Source organism: Mesorhizobium sp. M0243 (genome assembly GCF_040321775.1).
In the GTDB taxonomy this organism is placed as follows: domain Bacteria; phylum Pseudomonadota; class Alphaproteobacteria; order Rhizobiales; family Rhizobiaceae; genus Mesorhizobium.
This window is the reverse complement of record NZ_JAMYSF010000043.1, coordinates 1-15,296: the sequence shown is the minus strand read 5'-3', so window position 1 is coordinate 15,296 and position 15,296 is coordinate 1. Positions and strand designations below refer to the sequence as shown.

General features: G+C 63.0%; 18 protein-coding genes and 1 pseudogene. 11 read left to right on the top strand and 8 right to left on the bottom strand.

The features are described 5' to 3' along the window. Positions 1-5 precede the first annotated feature (5 nt). Genes accB through aat form a run of 3 tightly spaced genes read left to right on the top strand, consistent with a single transcriptional unit; the run spans position 6 to position 2,448 of the window. On the top strand, positions 6-464 hold the full coding sequence (gene accB, locus NKJ11_RS31815; protein WP_023812132.1) for an acetyl-CoA carboxylase biotin carboxyl carrier protein: 459 nt from the start codon (positions 6-8) through the stop codon (positions 462-464). Positions 465-474: 10 nt separating this feature from the next. Next, positions 475-1,818, top strand: coding sequence for an acetyl-CoA carboxylase biotin carboxylase subunit (gene accC / locus NKJ11_RS31810; protein WP_013531357.1), 1,344 nt, complete (start codon positions 475-477; stop codon positions 1,816-1,818). A gap of 12 nt (positions 1,819-1,830) precedes the next feature. Next, positions 1,831-2,448, top strand: a complete 618-nt coding sequence (gene aat, locus NKJ11_RS31805) for a leucyl/phenylalanyl-tRNA--protein transferase (RefSeq protein ID WP_023812134.1) — start codon at positions 1,831-1,833, stop codon at positions 2,446-2,448. Positions 2,449-2,476: 28 nt separating this feature from the next. Here the strand turns inward: aat and NKJ11_RS31800 are convergent, their stop codons facing one another. From NKJ11_RS31800 to NKJ11_RS31790, 3 genes are all read right to left on the bottom strand, one after another. Continuing rightward, on the bottom strand, positions 2,477-2,863 hold the full coding sequence (locus NKJ11_RS31800) for a hypothetical protein (RefSeq protein ID WP_352552314.1): 387 nt from the start codon (positions 2,861-2,863) through the stop codon (positions 2,477-2,479). Between the two features lie 75 nt (positions 2,864-2,938). After that, on the bottom strand, positions 2,939-3,532 hold the full coding sequence (locus NKJ11_RS31795; protein WP_023812136.1) for a DUF2155 domain-containing protein: 594 nt from the start codon (positions 3,530-3,532) through the stop codon (positions 2,939-2,941). A gap of 123 nt (positions 3,533-3,655) precedes the next feature. Then, positions 3,656-4,054: an NADH:ubiquinone oxidoreductase subunit NDUFA12 gene (locus NKJ11_RS31790; protein WP_013531353.1), complete on the bottom strand. Its 399-nt coding sequence runs from the start codon at positions 4,052-4,054 to the stop codon at positions 3,656-3,658. A 229-nt stretch (positions 4,055-4,283) separates the two neighbouring features. On the opposite strand from NKJ11_RS31790, the gene panB reads away from it, so the two are divergent. Beyond that, entirely contained in the window at positions 4,284-5,126 is an 843-nt protein-coding gene (gene panB / locus NKJ11_RS31785; protein ID WP_352795050.1) for a 3-methyl-2-oxobutanoate hydroxymethyltransferase, read from the top strand. Continuing rightward, the gene (gene panC, locus NKJ11_RS31780; RefSeq protein ID WP_352629434.1) at positions 5,123-5,974 is read left to right on the top strand and encodes a pantoate--beta-alanine ligase; all 852 of its coding nucleotides are present in this window, start codon (positions 5,123-5,125) and stop codon (positions 5,972-5,974) included. Before panB ends, panC begins: the two co-directional genes overlap by 4 nt. 78 nt (positions 5,975-6,052) lie before the next feature. Here the strand turns inward: panC and NKJ11_RS31775 are convergent, their stop codons facing one another. The 3 genes from NKJ11_RS31775 to gatB all read right to left on the bottom strand — a co-directional run bounded on the left by NKJ11_RS31775 (position 6,053) and on the right by gatB (position 8,470). Continuing rightward, a complete protein-coding gene (locus NKJ11_RS31775) occupies positions 6,053-6,397 on the bottom strand; it encodes a VanZ family protein (RefSeq protein WP_023812139.1) in 345 nt (114 codons plus the stop codon). A gap of 80 nt (positions 6,398-6,477) precedes the next feature. Continuing rightward, entirely contained in the window at positions 6,478-6,966 is a 489-nt protein-coding gene (locus NKJ11_RS31770; RefSeq protein WP_352795049.1) for a GNAT family N-acetyltransferase, read from the bottom strand. 4 nt (positions 6,967-6,970) lie between these two features. Beyond that, positions 6,971-8,470, bottom strand: coding sequence for an Asp-tRNA(Asn)/Glu-tRNA(Gln) amidotransferase subunit GatB (gatB, locus tag NKJ11_RS31765; RefSeq protein WP_352629430.1), 1,500 nt, complete (start codon positions 8,468-8,470; stop codon positions 6,971-6,973). A 280-nt stretch (positions 8,471-8,750) separates the two neighbouring features. Between gatB and NKJ11_RS31760 the strand changes: the two genes are divergently transcribed. Next, positions 8,751-9,008, top strand: a complete 258-nt coding sequence (locus tag NKJ11_RS31760; protein WP_128304037.1) for a YjhX family toxin — start codon at positions 8,751-8,753, stop codon at positions 9,006-9,008. Positions 9,009-9,056: 48 nt separating this feature from the next. On the opposite strand, the gene NKJ11_RS31755 is transcribed toward NKJ11_RS31760, so the two are convergent. Further along, positions 9,057-9,488, bottom strand: a complete 432-nt coding sequence (locus tag NKJ11_RS31755) for a CBS domain-containing protein (RefSeq protein WP_023812142.1) — start codon at positions 9,486-9,488, stop codon at positions 9,057-9,059. 87 nt (positions 9,489-9,575) lie between these two features. After that, on the bottom strand, positions 9,576-10,334 hold the full coding sequence (locus tag NKJ11_RS31750) for a rhomboid family intramembrane serine protease (protein WP_352609650.1): 759 nt from the start codon (positions 10,332-10,334) through the stop codon (positions 9,576-9,578). Positions 10,335-10,563: 229 nt separating this feature from the next. On the opposite strand from NKJ11_RS31750, the gene NKJ11_RS31745 reads away from it, so the two are divergent. The 5 genes and pseudogenes from NKJ11_RS31745 to NKJ11_RS31725 form a co-directional block, all read left to right on the top strand. After that, positions 10,564-11,604: a substrate-binding domain-containing protein gene (locus tag NKJ11_RS31745; RefSeq protein ID WP_023812144.1), complete on the top strand. Its 1,041-nt coding sequence runs from the start codon at positions 10,564-10,566 to the stop codon at positions 11,602-11,604. A gap of 133 nt (positions 11,605-11,737) precedes the next feature. Beyond that, positions 11,738-12,994 (top strand): LVIVD repeat-containing protein, encoded by a 1,257-nt coding sequence (locus NKJ11_RS31740; RefSeq protein WP_023812145.1) that lies wholly within the window; start codon positions 11,738-11,740, stop codon positions 12,992-12,994. Positions 12,995-13,066: 72 nt separating this feature from the next. Next, the gene (locus NKJ11_RS31735; protein WP_352795048.1) at positions 13,067-14,596 is read left to right on the top strand and encodes a sugar ABC transporter ATP-binding protein; all 1,530 of its coding nucleotides are present in this window, start codon (positions 13,067-13,069) and stop codon (positions 14,594-14,596) included. Further along, positions 14,593-14,907: pseudogene (locus NKJ11_RS31730) on the top strand (ABC transporter permease); the annotation flags it as partial. The gene NKJ11_RS31735 and the pseudogene NKJ11_RS31730, both read left to right, overlap by 4 nt. Before the next feature lie 59 nt (positions 14,908-14,966). Further along, on the top strand, positions 14,967-15,296 hold a 330-nt coding region (locus tag NKJ11_RS31725), incomplete at its 3' end, for a transposase (protein ID WP_352795047.1).

Sequence of the window (15,296 nt, the reverse complement as noted above, 5' to 3'; positions counted from 1 at the left end):
CGAAAATGTCGATAAAGAAGACCGGTGTTGACCAGCAACTGATCCGCGATCTGGCGGGCATACTGAACGACACCAACCTCACCGAGATCGAGGTTGAACTGGGCGACCTGAAGGTGCGGGTCTCGCGGCAGGCGCCGGCTGTTCATGCAATCGCAGCGCCGCAGCAGGCCTATGCGCCGGCAGCAGCGCAAGCTGCCTCCGTAGCTCTGCCCGTTGTGGCAGATATTTCCAAGAACGCAGTCACCTCGCCGATGGTCGGCACGGCCTACCTGGCGCCGTCGCCGGACGCCAAGGCATTCATCGAAGTCGGCCAGAAGGTCAAGGAAGGCCAGACGCTGCTGATCATCGAAGCGATGAAGACGATGAACCAGATCCCCTCGCCACGCGCCGGCACGGTGACCGCGATCCTTTTCGAGGATTCGCAGCCGGTCGAATATGGCATGCCGCTCGTCGTGATCGAGTAGAGCGGGCCTGATGTTTCAGAAGATCCTCATCGCCAATCGCGGCGAAATCGCCCTCCGGGTGCTGCGCGCCTGCAAGGAACTCGGCATCCAGACGGTGGTGGTGCATTCGACCGCCGATGCCGACGCCATGCATGTGCGGCTCGCGGACGAGAGCGTCTGCATCGGTCCGCCGCCATCGCGCGACAGCTATCTCAACATCCATCAGATCGTTGCGGCCTGCGAAATCACCGGCGCCGACGCCGTGCATCCGGGCTACGGCTTCCTGTCGGAGAACGCCAAGTTCGCCGACATACTGGCCGCGCATAACATCACCTTCATCGGTCCGTCCGGCGACCATATCCGCATCATGGGCGACAAGATCGAGGCCAAGCGAACCGCCAAGCGCCTCGGTATTCCGGTTGTGCCCGGTTCGGACGGCGCCGTCACCGATCAGAAGGAAGCCAGGCGCATTGCCGCCGAGATCGGCTATCCCGTGATCATCAAGGCATCGGCCGGCGGTGGCGGACGTGGCATGAAGGTCGCCCTCACCGAGGCTGACCTGGAGGTCGCCCTGCAGACGGCGAGCACAGAAGCCGGTGCAGCCTTCGGCGACGATGCCGTTTATATCGAAAAATACCTGGAAAAGCCGCGCCATATCGAAGTCCAGGTGTTTGGTGACGGCTTTGGCCGCGGCGTGCATTTCGGCGAGCGCGACTGTTCCTTGCAGCGCCGCCACCAGAAGGTGTGGGAAGAGGCGCCCTCGCCCGCCCTCAATGCCGAAGAGCGCGCCCGCATCGGCGGCATCTGCGCCAAGGCCATCGCCGATCTCGGCTATTCCGGCGCCGGTACGATCGAGTTCCTCTACGAGAATGGCGAGTTCTACTTCATCGAGATGAACACGCGCCTGCAGGTCGAGCATCCGGTGACGGAAGCGATCACCGGCATCGATCTCGTGCATGAGCAGATCCGCGTCGCCTCCGGTGGCGGCCTCTCGGTGAAGCAGGAGGACATCAAGTTCAACGGCCACGCCATCGAATGCCGCATCAACGCCGAGGACCCGCGCACCTTCACCCCCTCGCCGGGCACGATCACCCATTTCCACACACCGGGCGGCCTGGGCATCCGTGTCGATTCCGGCGTCTATTCCGGCTACAAGATCCCGCCCTACTATGACAGCCTGATCGGCAAGCTGATCGTGCATGGGCGTAATCGCGTCGAGTGCATGATGCGCCTGCGCCGCGCGCTGGACGAGTTCGTCGTCGACGGTATCAAGACGACGCTGCCGCTGTTTCGCGATCTCGTCGGCAATGCCGACATCGCCAATGGCGATTATGACATCCACTGGCTGGAAAAATATCTGGCCAAGGAAGAGTAGCGCGAAGACGCGATGACCCGCCCCTACGCGCCCGGCTATCGCATCCCCACCGACCTGCTGCTCAAGGCCTACGCCTCGGGCGTCTTCCCAATGGCAGAAAGTGCCGGCGACCCGGAGGTGTTCTGGGTGCGGCCGGAGACGCGCGGCATCATTCCGCTCGATGGTTTTCACGCACCGAAGAGCCTGAGGAAAACGATCAAGAAGAACCCCTTCGACATCCGTTTCGATTTCGATTTCGAAGCCACGATCGACGGTTGCGCCGAGAAGCGGGTGGAACGGCGCTCGACCTGGATCAATGCGCCGATCCGCGAAGCCTATGTCGAGTTGCATCGGATAGGCCATTGTCATTCGGTCGAGGCGTGGCGCGAGGACCGGCTGGTCGGTGGCCTCTATGGCGTGTCGCTCGGCCGGGTGTTTTTTGGCGAGAGCATGTTCGCCAGGGAGACGGACGCTTCCAAGACCTGCCTTTTCTATCTCGTGGAGCGCTTGAAGGCACGCGGATTCGCGCTGCTCGATACGCAGTTCACCACCGAGCACCTCAAGCGCTTCGGCGCCGTCGACGTGCCGCGCGGCAAATATGAAAAGATGCTGGCCGACGCGCTGAAGGGCGAGGCCGTATTCTATCCCTGACGCCCAATTCTATCCCTGAAGATTGAGCCTACTTCCCAGTGGCGGCTTCCAATGGCGTCTGCGAATGGAACATCATCTTCCAGCCGTTGACGCGATGGACATAGCCGGTGCTGACCAGCGCGGCGTAAGGTTCGCCGTTCTCGCGTGTCGCATGTGCCTCGTAGGTCAGCATGATGATGTCGCTGCCCGGCTCGATAATACCCTTGAGGTCGATTTTCAGGTCGCGCCAGCGGTTGGGCTTGGTCGCGGTCTTGGCGAGATCGGCATTGTCCATCGCCTGTGCCATCTGCGGAAACGCCACCAGGCATTCGGTGTCGGCATTGGCCGTATAGTAGGCCGCGTCGCCCGTCCAGAATCCCTTTTCGAGTTCCAGCAACTCTGCCTTGCCGGCCGTGATCCGCTTGCTGTCTGACATCGGAAGATCCTCCCTGCGCATAAATGCGCGCTCATCCGTGCTCCAACGTATGGTGGCAAGGACGGTTCCGGAGGATCAGTTGGTGTCGGTCGTATCGGGGTCCGAAGCGTCCGGCTCCGTCACGCCAGGCTCTGTCACGTCCGGAGCGGTCGCGGCTTTCGGTTTGGCCGCGGCGGGCTTGGGCGCCTCGGCTTTGGTCGAGTCTGCCTTGGCGCCATCGGGCGCCGGCACATCCGACTTCTGCTTGCAGGCCTTCAGCCAGACGTCGTAGACGGCATGCTCGACGGCATTGAGGCCGGGGCTTTCGGCAAACATCCAGCCGGTGAAGATGCGGCGGATCTTGCGGTCCAGCGTGATCTCGTCGACCTCGACGAAGGAATCTGTCTTCGGTTCTTCGGTCTGTGGCCGCGAATAGCAGACGCGCGGCGTCACCTGCAAAGCACCGAACTGCACCGTCTCGTCGATATAGACATCGAAGGTGATGATGCGGCCGGTGATCTTGTCGATACCGGCAAACTCGGCAACGGCGTTGGTAACCCGGTCCGATCCCGGGGCTGGCGCCGGCGCGGGGGCGGCGGGGGTCGGCGAAGCGGCAAACGCCGCGGTGCTGACGGCAAGACCGGCGGCTAGCGTCAGACCGCCCATCGATGTCAGGTTGAAAAAGCTCATGCAAGGATACCGGTGGTTCGCGCCCGGGTGATTCTGTCGATCGCCAAGGCTAGTCGCCGTTTTCTGATCAGCAAGCAGCTAAACACCAATTGTGGCGATAAAGCACCGGCCTGCACCCTACCATTACGACCCGGGCGTCCAGGCGTCGTAGTCGCCGGTGACCTGCGGACGATGCTGATTGGTCAGCACCGAGCCCTTCGGGCGATAGGCCGCCGGGCTGCCGGTCAGATTGGGCTGATGCGGCTTTTGCCAGTCGCGCGGCTTGTAGTCCTCGCTGGACGGCGCAACGTCGACGCGGTGGTGCATCCAACCGTGCCAGCCGGGCGGTATCGCCGAAGCTTCCGAATAATTGCGGTAGATGACCCAGCGGCGCGTGCGGCCTTCCGAATCGATGCCGCCTTCGTAGTAGAAATTGCCGGTTTCGTCCTGGCCGACCTTCTTGCCGTACCGCCAGGTGTGCAGGCGCGTTCCAATCGTCTGGCTGTTCCACCAGGTGAAAAACTGCGTAAGGAAAGTCTTCATTTCAAAACCCTCGCGCCGGCAGCGCCCGTTTTCCTGCTTATGGCGTCAGGCCTTGCCGAAGGCAAGGCTTTTGCCACGGCGTGCGCGCAAATGGCTTGCCGGAAACCCGACACAAGCCTGTGATCCTGCCGGTCGCTGCATGCACGCTTGCCAAGCCTTTACGGTATTTCTAAAGCTCTGCGCGCCCATGCCTGCATCCAGCCCGGCTTGAGGCCAAAGGAGGTGACGATTGGCCACGGAATTGCCGACCACCGACATTCGCATCAGCGCCGAGGCGATTCGCCACCGCAAGGGCGGCACGCCGATCGTTTGCCTGACCGCCTATACCTATCCCATCGCCCGTCTGCTCGATCACCATGTTGACCTGCTTCTGGTCGGCGACAGTGTCGCCATGGTCCTGCATGGCCACAAGACGACGCTGGGCGCCTCGCTGGAGATGATGATCGCACATGGGCAGGCCGTGATGCGCGGCTCGGCCAGGGCCTGCGTCGTCGTCGACCTGCCGGCCGGCAGCTATGAGGCAACGGCAGCGCAAGCCGTCGCCTCGGCGCGGCGGGTCGTCGACGAAACCGGCTGCCAGGCGGTGAAGCTCGAAGGCGGCCTCGACATGATCAGCCAGATCGGGGCCATCGCCGCCGCCGGCATTCCGGTCATGGGACATATCGGCCTGCAGCCGCAATCGGTGGAGAAGGATGGCGGCTACAAGATCAAAGGCCGCACCGAGGAGGCTGTTGCGGCATTGCTTCGCGATGCGCTTGCCGTCGAGAACGCCGGCGCTTTCTCGGTCGTCATCGAAGGCACGGTCGAGAGGGTCGCCGCCGAAATCACCCGCCGCATCGCCATTCCAACCATCGGCATCGGCGCCAGCGGCGACTGCGACGGCCAGATCCTGGTCATCGACGACATGGTCGGGCTGACCGTCGATCGCGTGCCGAAATTCGTCAAGGAATACGCGGATCTGCGCAGCGTGATCTCGCGTGCAGCTGAAAGCTACGCAGCCGAGGTGCGGGGCCGGACATTCCCCGGCCCCGGCCATGTCTTTTCGGCGACAAACAGCAGGGACCACGCATGAGCCAACCCGTCGTCGTCGACAGCGTGGCCGCACTTCGCGCGCAAATCCGGGACTGGCGGCGCGACGGCCTTCGTGTCGCCATGGTGCCGACCATGGGTGCTTTGCATGACGGACACATCTCGCTGGTCAGGATCGCGCTCCAAAAAGCCGAGCGCTGCGTCGTGTCGATCTTCGTCAACCCGACGCAGTTCGCGCCGAGCGAAGACCTCGACAAGTACCCGCGCCAACTCGGCCGCGACCTCGACCGGCTGGGCGCGGCAAAGGCCGACCTTGCCTTCACACCGACGGTTGGCGAGATGTATCCTGCCGGCTTCGCCACGAAAATCTCGGTCGGCGGCCCCTCCGCCGGGCTCGAATCGGACTTTCGGCCGACTTTTTTCGACGGCGTCGCCACCGTGGTGGCAAAGCTCCTCCTGCAGGCAACGCCCGACTGTGCGGTCTTCGGCGAGAAGGACTACCAGCAGCTTTGCGTGGTGAGGCAGCTCTGCCGCGACCTCGACCTGCCTGTCGAGATCATCGGCGCACCGACGATCCGCGACGCGCATGGTCTCGCCATGTCGTCACGCAACGCCTATCTCGATGAGGCCGAACTGAAGATCGCCCGCCAGCTCAACGTGATATTGCGCAATACGGCTGCGGCCCTGGCGGCAGGCGCCGGCCAGAGCGACGCAACCGAAGAGGCCAGCCGCGCCCTCATCGCCGCCGGCTTTCAGAAGGTCGACTATGTCGAGGCACGCCAAAGCCTGACGCTTGCGCCATGGCGTCGAAACCGCGAAGGGCGTCTTCTTGCGGCAGCATGGCTCGGCAAGACGAGGCTGATCGACAATGTGGAGGTTCCCGCTGCCTAGCGAGAAGGCTTCGGCCAGATAGACACGGGCCGCGACCAAGGTCGATGGTCCCGCACTCCCGGCGGATTGCCGCCGCGCCTAGCTCTCGCTCTTTTGTCCGCCGGCCCTGACGATCAGGTGTCCCGCCACGATCCCAACCACCCCGGCAAGAGCTTTCACCAATGCATCGATGAGGCGTGCATGGCGACCGGGATCAATGAGCTGAAGCAGTTCCAGCATGCCGGCGGTCACAGCCACAAAAATCACGACCTGATACAGTCGGTTGGGAAAGCCGATCGCCAGGGCGAAGCCCAGCAGGACATAAGCCAAGGCACGCTCGACATTCGCTTCAGCGAGGTGCGGCCGCATCTGGATCGGCGACAAGGTCGCGAAAATGATGATGGCGAGCAGCGCCAGCGCTGTAATGCGGGACAGTTTGGTCATGCCCTTGCATATCCGTCGTGAGCCGGCACAGCAAACGCCGCGATGACGCATGGCTTGATCGCTCTATTCATCCCGGTGGTCTATCCCAGCGGTTTCTCGAAACTCAGCGTCGTCGGCCTTGAGGTATCACGGGACTCTTCCGCGGCACTGACAGGCAAGAACCCTTTCGACCAATAGAAGGCGATGGCACCGGCATTGGCTTCCTCGACCTCGACGCGCAGCGTTCGCGCTTCCGGGAAACTGGCTTCGACCTCGTCGAGCAGTGCTTGCCCGATCCCCCGCCGCTGACAGTCCGGATGGACGTAGAGCTGGTTCAACAGGATGATTTTCGCATCGGCGGTGGCGGCGGCGAAAGCCATGCCGCCGATCCGCTTGCCGTCATCGGCCACCAGGAATTCCGAGTTGGGCCGCGTCAGCCGCGAGCGGAGCGAAGCGATCGAGTGCCATTCGTCGGTGATCTCGGCGACTTTGGCAGCGCCATAAATGGCGTCATAGGTCGCATGCCACGTTTCCACCAGCAGCGTCCGCACAGCGGCAAGGTCGCGTTCACCTGCGGTGCGGACGAACACGGCGCTACTCGATGCCCAGCTTGGCCTTGACGAGGTCGTTGACGGCTTGCGGGTTGGCCTTGCCGCCGGTCGCCTTCATTACCTGGCCGACGAACCAGCCGGCCATGCTCGGCTTGGCGCGCGCCTGTTCGACCTTGTCAGGGTTGGCGGCGATAACGTCGCCGACGGCCTTCTCGATGGCGCCGGTGTCGGTGACCTGCTTCATGCCACGGCTCTCGACCAGTTGGCGCGGGTCGCCGCCCTCATTCCAGACGATCTCGAACAGGTCCTTGGCGATCTTGCCGGAGATGGTGCCATCCCTGATCAGATCGATGACCGCACCGAGCTGCTCGGGCGAAACCGGAGCGTGTTCAATGTCTTTTCCGGCCTTGTTCAATTGCCCGAGCAGATCGTTGATGACCCAATTGGCGGCAAGCTTGCCGTCGCGGCCGGCGGCCACCTTTTCGAAATAGTCGGCGATCGGCTTTTCCGAAACCAGGATCGAGGCGTCATAGACGGACAGGCCGAGCGACGCGATCAGCCGCGCCTTCTTGTCGTCCGGCAGTTCCGGCAATTCCTTGGCCAGCGCATCGACATAGGCCTGGTCGAATTCCAGCGGCAAAAGGTCGGGATCGGGGAAGTAGCGGTAATCATGCGCCTCTTCCTTGGAGCGCATCGAGCGCGTCTCGCCCTTGACGGCGTCGAACAGCCGCGTCTCCTGATTGATCTTGCCGCCATCCTCGAGGATGGCGATCTGCCTGCGCGCCTCGTAGTCGATGGCCTGGCCGATGAAGCGGATCGAGTTGACGTTCTTGATCTCGCAACGCGTGCCGAACTCGCCGCCCGGCTTGCGCACCGAAACGTTGACGTCGGCGCGCATCGAACCTTCGTCCATGTTGCCGTCGCAGGTGCCGAGATAGCGTACAATGGTGCGCAGCTTGGTGACATAAGCCTTGGCTTCGTCGGCCGAGCGCATGTCCGGCTTGGAGACGATCTCCATCAGCGCCACGCCGGAGCGGTTGAGATCGACATAGGACATGGTCGCATGCTGGTCGTGCATCGACTTGCCGGCATCCTGCTCCAGATGCAGCCGCTCGATGCCGACCTCGATGTCCTCGAATTCGCCCTGGCGGTCCGGGCCCACCGAAACGATGACCGTGCCCTCGCCGACGATCGGCTGCTTGAACTGTGAAATCTGGTAGCCCTGCGGCAGGTCGGGATAAAAGTAGTTCTTCCGATCGAAGACCGACTTGTGGTTGATCTGCGCCTTCAGCCCCAGGCCGGTACGGATCGCCTGCTTGACGCATTCCTCGTTAATGACCGGCAGCATGCCCGGCATCGCCGCATCGACCAGGCTGACATTGGCGTTAGGCGGCGCGCCGAAGGCCGTCGAGGCGCCCGAAAACAGCTTTGCTTCCGAAGTGACCTGCGCATGGACCTCGAGGCCGATGATGATCTCCCAGTCGCCGGTTGCGCCGGGGATCAGGCGTTTTGCGTCAGGAGTACGGGTGTCGATAAGGGACATGGCGGCCTGCGAACTGGAATGATGGGAAGCTGCATTAATGCACATTCTGATTTGCAACTTCGCTAGTGCAAACCGCCAAAAGAGACAAGCGCAAAGCCACGGACTGGCCTTTTCAGCCGCGTTCGCCTATAGGACGCTCATTCCAATGGAGAGTGGATGTCCACTTACGCTCAGTCCCGGTAAGGCCCTGACCTCCTGGCGAGGCAGGGCAGAAAACCGAAACCCCGTGCCGCGAAGCTTCGCGGCGGCGGCATTTTTTGTTTTCCCGGAAAACTCTCACATGGACATTTCGCGCATAGAACAGCGCATCCTGCACCTGCTCGCGCAGGGTGGACGCATTGAAATCGAAAAGAACGAGAAAAAGCGGATCGCCTCCGTCAAATGCCTGACCCGCGACGGCTGGCATTATCCGGGCGTCGATCTCGATATGTTTCGAAAACTGAAGCGTAAGAAGGCGGTTTCTTCGTCGGGAGGCGGCCCTTACCGCATCACCCGGCGCGGGCTCGCGCTCGTCCGCTCCGAACTCGACAACAGGTAAACCACGGCTCCGCCGGTCGGTTCTCCGGCCGGCGGTTCGCCTCGCCGCTCAGGCGGTGGCGATATAGGCCCTGATCTCGTCGGCCTCGCGCTCGACATCCTCGATGCGGCGCTTGACCACATCGCCGATGGACACGATGCCATCGAGCATGCCGTCCTTCTCCACCGGCAGATGGCGGAAGCGGCCTCGGGTCATGATCTCCATCACCTCGTTGACGGTGTGATTCTCGTTGCAGATCTTCACCTTCGGCGTCATTGCCGAGCGCACGGCGATATCCAGCGCGGCTCCACCTTCGCGGGCGACAACCCGGACGATGTCGCGCTCTGACAGGATGCCGACGATCTTGCGATCGCCATTGGTGATGACCAGCGCACCGATCTTGTGCTCTGCCAGGATGCGGATGGCTTCGCTAAGCTTTTCGTTCGGCCCGAGCGTCAACACGTCATGGCCTTTTCTCTCGAGAATTGCCTTCACCGTCATGGCGTCCTCCTCTGCTTTGCCTGCCGGTTCCTGCCCTGACCGGCCTTCACGTAAGAGTGAACATCGTGCGCCGTGATCGGTTGCATTTCAAGTGCGGTGGTCGGTCGTCTCCCATTCAGGCGCCTGCCATCGCCTGTCGAACCAACGCAAGCCGAAGAAGCCCGCGAAAAAGCCGCCAATATGGGCCTCCCAGGCGATCTGACCATCTACCCCTGGGGCAAACCCGAGCAGGCCGGTGGCGAGATTGATGACCATCCACATGGCGAGGAAGATCACGACACCGCGCAAGCGCAATACGAATGCGATCGGCAGCACAGGGCCGGCGAAGGCGGCCTTGCCGGCCGAACGGTCGGTGCGGAAGCCGAAACGCGCCGCAGCCCCCATCATGCCTGATATCGCACCGGAAGCCCCGACCAGCGGCGCCTCACCATAAGGATGGATCGCCCAGAAAAGCGCGACCGAAGCCAACCCGGTTGCGGCAAAAAACAGCGCGAACCACAGCGTTCCCAGGCGGTTTGCCAATGGTGAACCAAACGCGGCGAGCCACACCATGTTGATGGCCAGATGCGCGAAACCGCCGTGCAGGAAAGCATAGGTGAACGGCCGCGAAAACAGGAACCAGTCGAAGCCGTATTGCCCGGTGTAGAGAACGGGGATGAAGGCCCCGTCATACAGCAATGTCATCTGCTGGGATTCGCTCAACACATATTGCTGCAACAGGTAGACGACGACGCAGATGCCGATCACCGCCAACACGACGGGTGGCAGGTTGAACACCGGCTCGCGCCGTCGTCGCTGCGCGTCGTCCATCTGTTCCGTGTCCGAAGGGTTTACCGGTTCGTTCATGCGCATCTGGTCCAGGAATTCCTGCGCGTCCTTTAGAGCAAGGATGTCCGGGTTGGAACAATTCTGTTTTCTCAACAGCGAACGCCCGGCACCGCATCGTCTTCATTTGCTACGAAACCGAAAGGAAGCGAAGTGGAAATGCTCCGGGATTTGAAAAACTCGCAATGAGCGTTCTCGGAAGCGATGGGCCTCCTCCCTAGAATGCGGCCAATTTCAAAGGGGTCTCCACATGATCAAGCATATTCTTTCGCTGGCGGCAGCCGCCGGCATAGCCGGTCTCGCCACCGCTGCTTCGGCGCAGGGCATATCCGGCGCGCCGGCACCCTTTGATAAGGGCGGCGTCAAGATCGCCGTCGTCAGCTTCCTCGGCTCCGGTGACTGGCTCCAGGCATTCGAGGCCGGCGTGAAGCGCCAGGCCGATGCGCTCGGCATCGAGGCCAACATCTCGCAGGCGCGCAACGACATCAACACCGAGCGGCAGTTGATCCAGCAGGCGATCAATCTCGGCGTGCAAGGCATCATCATCAACAACGGCCAGCCCGAAGCCATCAAGGACGTCGCACAGGCAGCGCTTGACGCCGGCATTCCAGTGGTGGCCTACGACACCAACCTCGACAACCCCAAGATCCCGCAGGTCGAGCAGTCCGATGCCGACATGGCGCGCCTCGTGCTCGACCAGGCGGTCAAGGACCAAGGCGAGAAATTCGACGGCGGCGTCCTCTATGTCGCCGGCTTCGCACCGCTCGACCGTCGTTATGCGGTGTGGAAGGATTTCGGCAAGAAGTACCCAGGCATCAAGGAAGTCGCCACCTGGGGCGTGGTCAACGACACCGTTGCCGCTTCGGTCGCCGACCAGACCAAGGCCGTGCTCACCGCCAACCCGACGCTTTCGGTCGTCTTCGCCCCATGGGACGAGTTCGCCCGTGGCGTGAAGCTCGCCATCGACGAGCTTGGCGTGGCAGACAAGGTGAAGATCTACGGTGTCGATATCTCGACCTCGGACATCCAGGCCATCCTCGAGCCGAACAGCCCGTGGGTGGCGACGGCGGCAACCAACCCGGCCGTCGTCGGCGAGGCTTCGGTGCGCGCGCTGGCCCAGCTGATCGCCGGACAGAATCCCGGCCATTCGGTGCTGATCCAGCCGACGCTCGTCACCAGAAAGGACCTCGTCGACAACAACATCAAGACGATCGAAGATCTGCAGGCAAAATTCCCGGCCTTCAAGGACAGCGATGCCGCAAAGGCACCGTGGATCCCGGCGACGAATTGAGCTTCTGCGCCTTCACAAAATCAGCGATCCAAACAATCATCCCCGGCCTGCTGGGGGATGATTGCGCCTGCCTCCGCCACACCACCCGCTGCGACAGGCAAAGTACGCCGGACCGACCTTTTGAAAGACAATTATGGTTTCTGTCCCCACCCCCGACTATTCCAGGAACATGCGCCTGATCGGTCATTCCGACCAAGGCGGGCGGCCGGACGGATTGCAGGTGATGGTGCATCGCGGCTTCGCCTATGTCGCGCATCCCTGGTCACAAGGCTTTTCCATCATCGATGTACGGGATCCCAAGAATCCGGGCGGGACGGTGTTCGTGCCCGCGCTGCCGAATACCTGGACCATCCATCTGCAGACGCATGAGGATCTGCTGTTGGTCGTCCATGCACGCGATCTGTTCGCCGACGCCGCTTTCGCGTTCGACGAGAAGGTCTACTACACCCAGTCGATCGGCGAGACGATCGGCACCGCGTCTGGTTCGGGCGCGGCGCGGACCTGGTCGGCCGGCATGGCCGTCTATGACATCTCGAAGCCGACGCAGCCTCGCCAGATCGGCTTCTTCCCGGTCGACGGCATCGGCATCCACCGCATCTGGTACGTCGGCGGGCGCTACGCCTACGTATCGGCGCTTCTCGACGGCTACAGCGACTACATCCTGCTGACGGTCGACCTTCAGGACCCGGCACGGCCAGTCGAGGCCGGTCGCTGGTGGATTCCAGGAATGCATCTTGCCGGCGGCGAGACACCCGGCTGGCCCGACGGCCGCCGCTATGCGTTGCATCATGCGGTCGTCGAGGGTGATACCGCCTATGCCTGCTGGCGCGACGGCGGGTTGACCGTCCTCGATGTCGCCGACCCTGCCCTGCCGAGGCTGATCAGCCACAGGAACTGGTCGCCGCCCTATGGTGGCGGCACCCATTCGGCGCTGCCGCTGCTCAAACGCGGCTTGCTCGTTGTCGCCGACGAGGCCGTGCTCGACCATGAGGAGGATGGGCGCAAGCTCACCTGGATCTTCGACATACGCGATCCGGCGAACCCGATTTCGATCTCGACCCTGCCGACCCCGGACGAGACCGATTACACCGCCAAGGGCGGACATTTCGGTCCGCACAATCTGCACGAGAACCGGCCGGGCAGCTTTGTGTCAGACACGCTGATCTTTGCAACCTACCAGAATGCCGGCGTGCGCGTTTTCGACATCTCCGATCCCTATCGCCCAAAGGAGACCGGGGCGCTGGTGCCGCCGGCTCCCAGCCGCATGGTCGACAAACGTCCGAATCGGCCGCAAGTGATCCAGTCGACCGACGTATTCGTCGACGCCAACGGCATCGTCTATTCGCCGGATTACAATGCCGGACTGGCGATCATGGAATATGGCGGCTGACAATTACGACCGTGCCCCGTTGGCTTGCTTGCCTTTCCCAGTTCCCGCTCAACCTGTAACCGGCTGAACCAATTGTCCCTCACCGCCGCCCCCATTGCCGTCGCTGTCGCCGGGATCGAAAAATCCTTTGGCCCGACGCGCGCGCTCGCTGGAGCCGATCTTACCGTGGCAGCCGGGGAGGTCGTGGCGCTGATGGGCGCCAATGGCGCCGGCAAATCGACTCTGGTGAAAATCCTTTCAGGCTCGCATGTACCCGACGCCGGAACGATCACCCTGGGCGGCAGGATCGTCGCCCTCGCCTCGCCCAGCGCCGCCAAGGCCGCCGGCATCGCGACCGTCCATCAGGCGACGGATCAGGCGGGGGCTGCCGGACTGACGGTCGCGGAGAATCTTCTGCTCGATGAACTTTGCCAGCCGGGCGAGCGCTTCTTCGTCTCGGCCCGGTCGATCCGCAGGCGTGCGCGCGCCATCGCGGCGCTGATCGATCTCGACCTGCCGCTCGACCGCGACTTCGTCGACCTGCGGCCGGCGGAGCGGCAATTGATCGCTATCGCCCGCGCCGTCGCGGCCAAGGCCTCCGTTCTAATCCTCGACGAGCCGACATCCAGCCTCTCGGCCACGGAAGCGGACCGGCTTTTCGCCATCATCCGGCGGCTGCGCGCGGGCGGCATGGCAATCCTCTACATCTCGCACAGGCTGGGCGACCTTGCCGCCATCGCCGACCGCGCCGTGGTCATGCGCGGCGGTCGCATCGTCGGCGCCTTTGCCAAACCGATCGATTTCCCGGCCGCCGTTGCGGCCATGATCGGGCGGACGCTGGAAGCCGCCACCCATGACGGCAAGATTTCGGCGGCCCCAATCATCGCCTCCATCAAGGGTGCGCAACTGATTCCCGGTGCGAGGCCTTTCGATCTCGATCTGCGCTCCGGCGAGGTCATCGCGCTGACCGGTACGCTTGGCTCGGGCAAGACCCGGCTGCTGCGCACGCTTTTTGGTCTGGAAACGCTGGCGCAAGGCAGCTTCGTGCTCGATGGAAAACCGTGGCTTTCCAACGGGCCGGCGCGATCGATCGAAAACGGCGTCTTCATGGTCGCCGAGGACCGCTGGGCATCGTCGCTGCTACCGCCCGAGGTTCCCGGCGCCTCGATTGCCGGTACTATCGCCCTGCCGCATCTGCGGCGCTGGTTTCCGGACGGCCTGCTGCGGGTCGCGCGCGAGCGCAAGGTTGCCGCCGAGGCGATCGCCCGGCTCGGCATCAAGGCGCGCGGCCCCGATGACACGCTCGACGAGCTTTCCGGCGGCAACCAGCAGAAGGTCGTGCTCGCCCGCTGGCAGGCGGCACCTTGCCGGCTGCTGCTGCTCGACGAGCCCTTCCAGGGTGTCGACGTCGGGGCGCGTGCCGACCTGATCTCCGCAATCCGCAACAGCCAAAGCGGTTCCGCCACGCTGATCGCGACCAGCGACACCGAAGAGGCGCTGGAGGTTGCCGACCGCATCCTCGTCATGCGCGATCACTCCCTTCACGAGGCCGGTGACGGCCATGGCCCGCTGACCGACCAGATCGGCAAGGTCGAGAGCGAAAAGGCCGGAGAGCATCGATGACGAACCCGACGACGGTCCAGCAGGCCGCCCCGCGCACATCGCTTTTCCGCGAAACGCGCCGTTACGCGCTGTTCGTGCTGCTGGCACTGATGGTGATCGGCTTCTGGTACGCGCAGCCCGCCTTCATCCGCTCGGCCAACCTGTTCTCCATCCTGCAGGCGGTTTCGGTCGTGGCGATCCTCGGCGTCGGGGTCTCGATCACGATGTCGGCCGACGGCTTCGATCTCTCGGTGGGCAGCATCGCCGCCTCGTCGGTGATGGCGGCAAGCTATGCCATGGTCGTATGGCAGCTGGATGCGGCCCAGACCATGGGGGCCTGTTGCAAAATTGTGTGGATGTGATTCCCTGTTTTTGAAACGGGGATCTTGCGATGACGACGAAGCCGAGCGGTCAGTTCAGTTTTGTGGAGGCTCTGCTGCCGCAGGGTCTTGGTCGGAGCGGTCGCCTGGACCGGTTGTCGTTGCTGGTGAAGTGGTATCGCTTCGAGAAGATCCTGGCACGGCTGCGCTCGCCGGCCGGACCAGGCCGGCCTGCCTACAATTCGTTGGTGATGTTCAAGGCGCTTCTGCTGCAGTCCTTGTATGGACTGTCGGACAGCGAACTGGAGGAGGCGCTCGCCGATCGGCTGTCGTTCCGCCGCTTCGTTGGGCTGACGCTCGAAGAGACGGTGCCCGACCACACCACGCTCAACCGCTTTCGC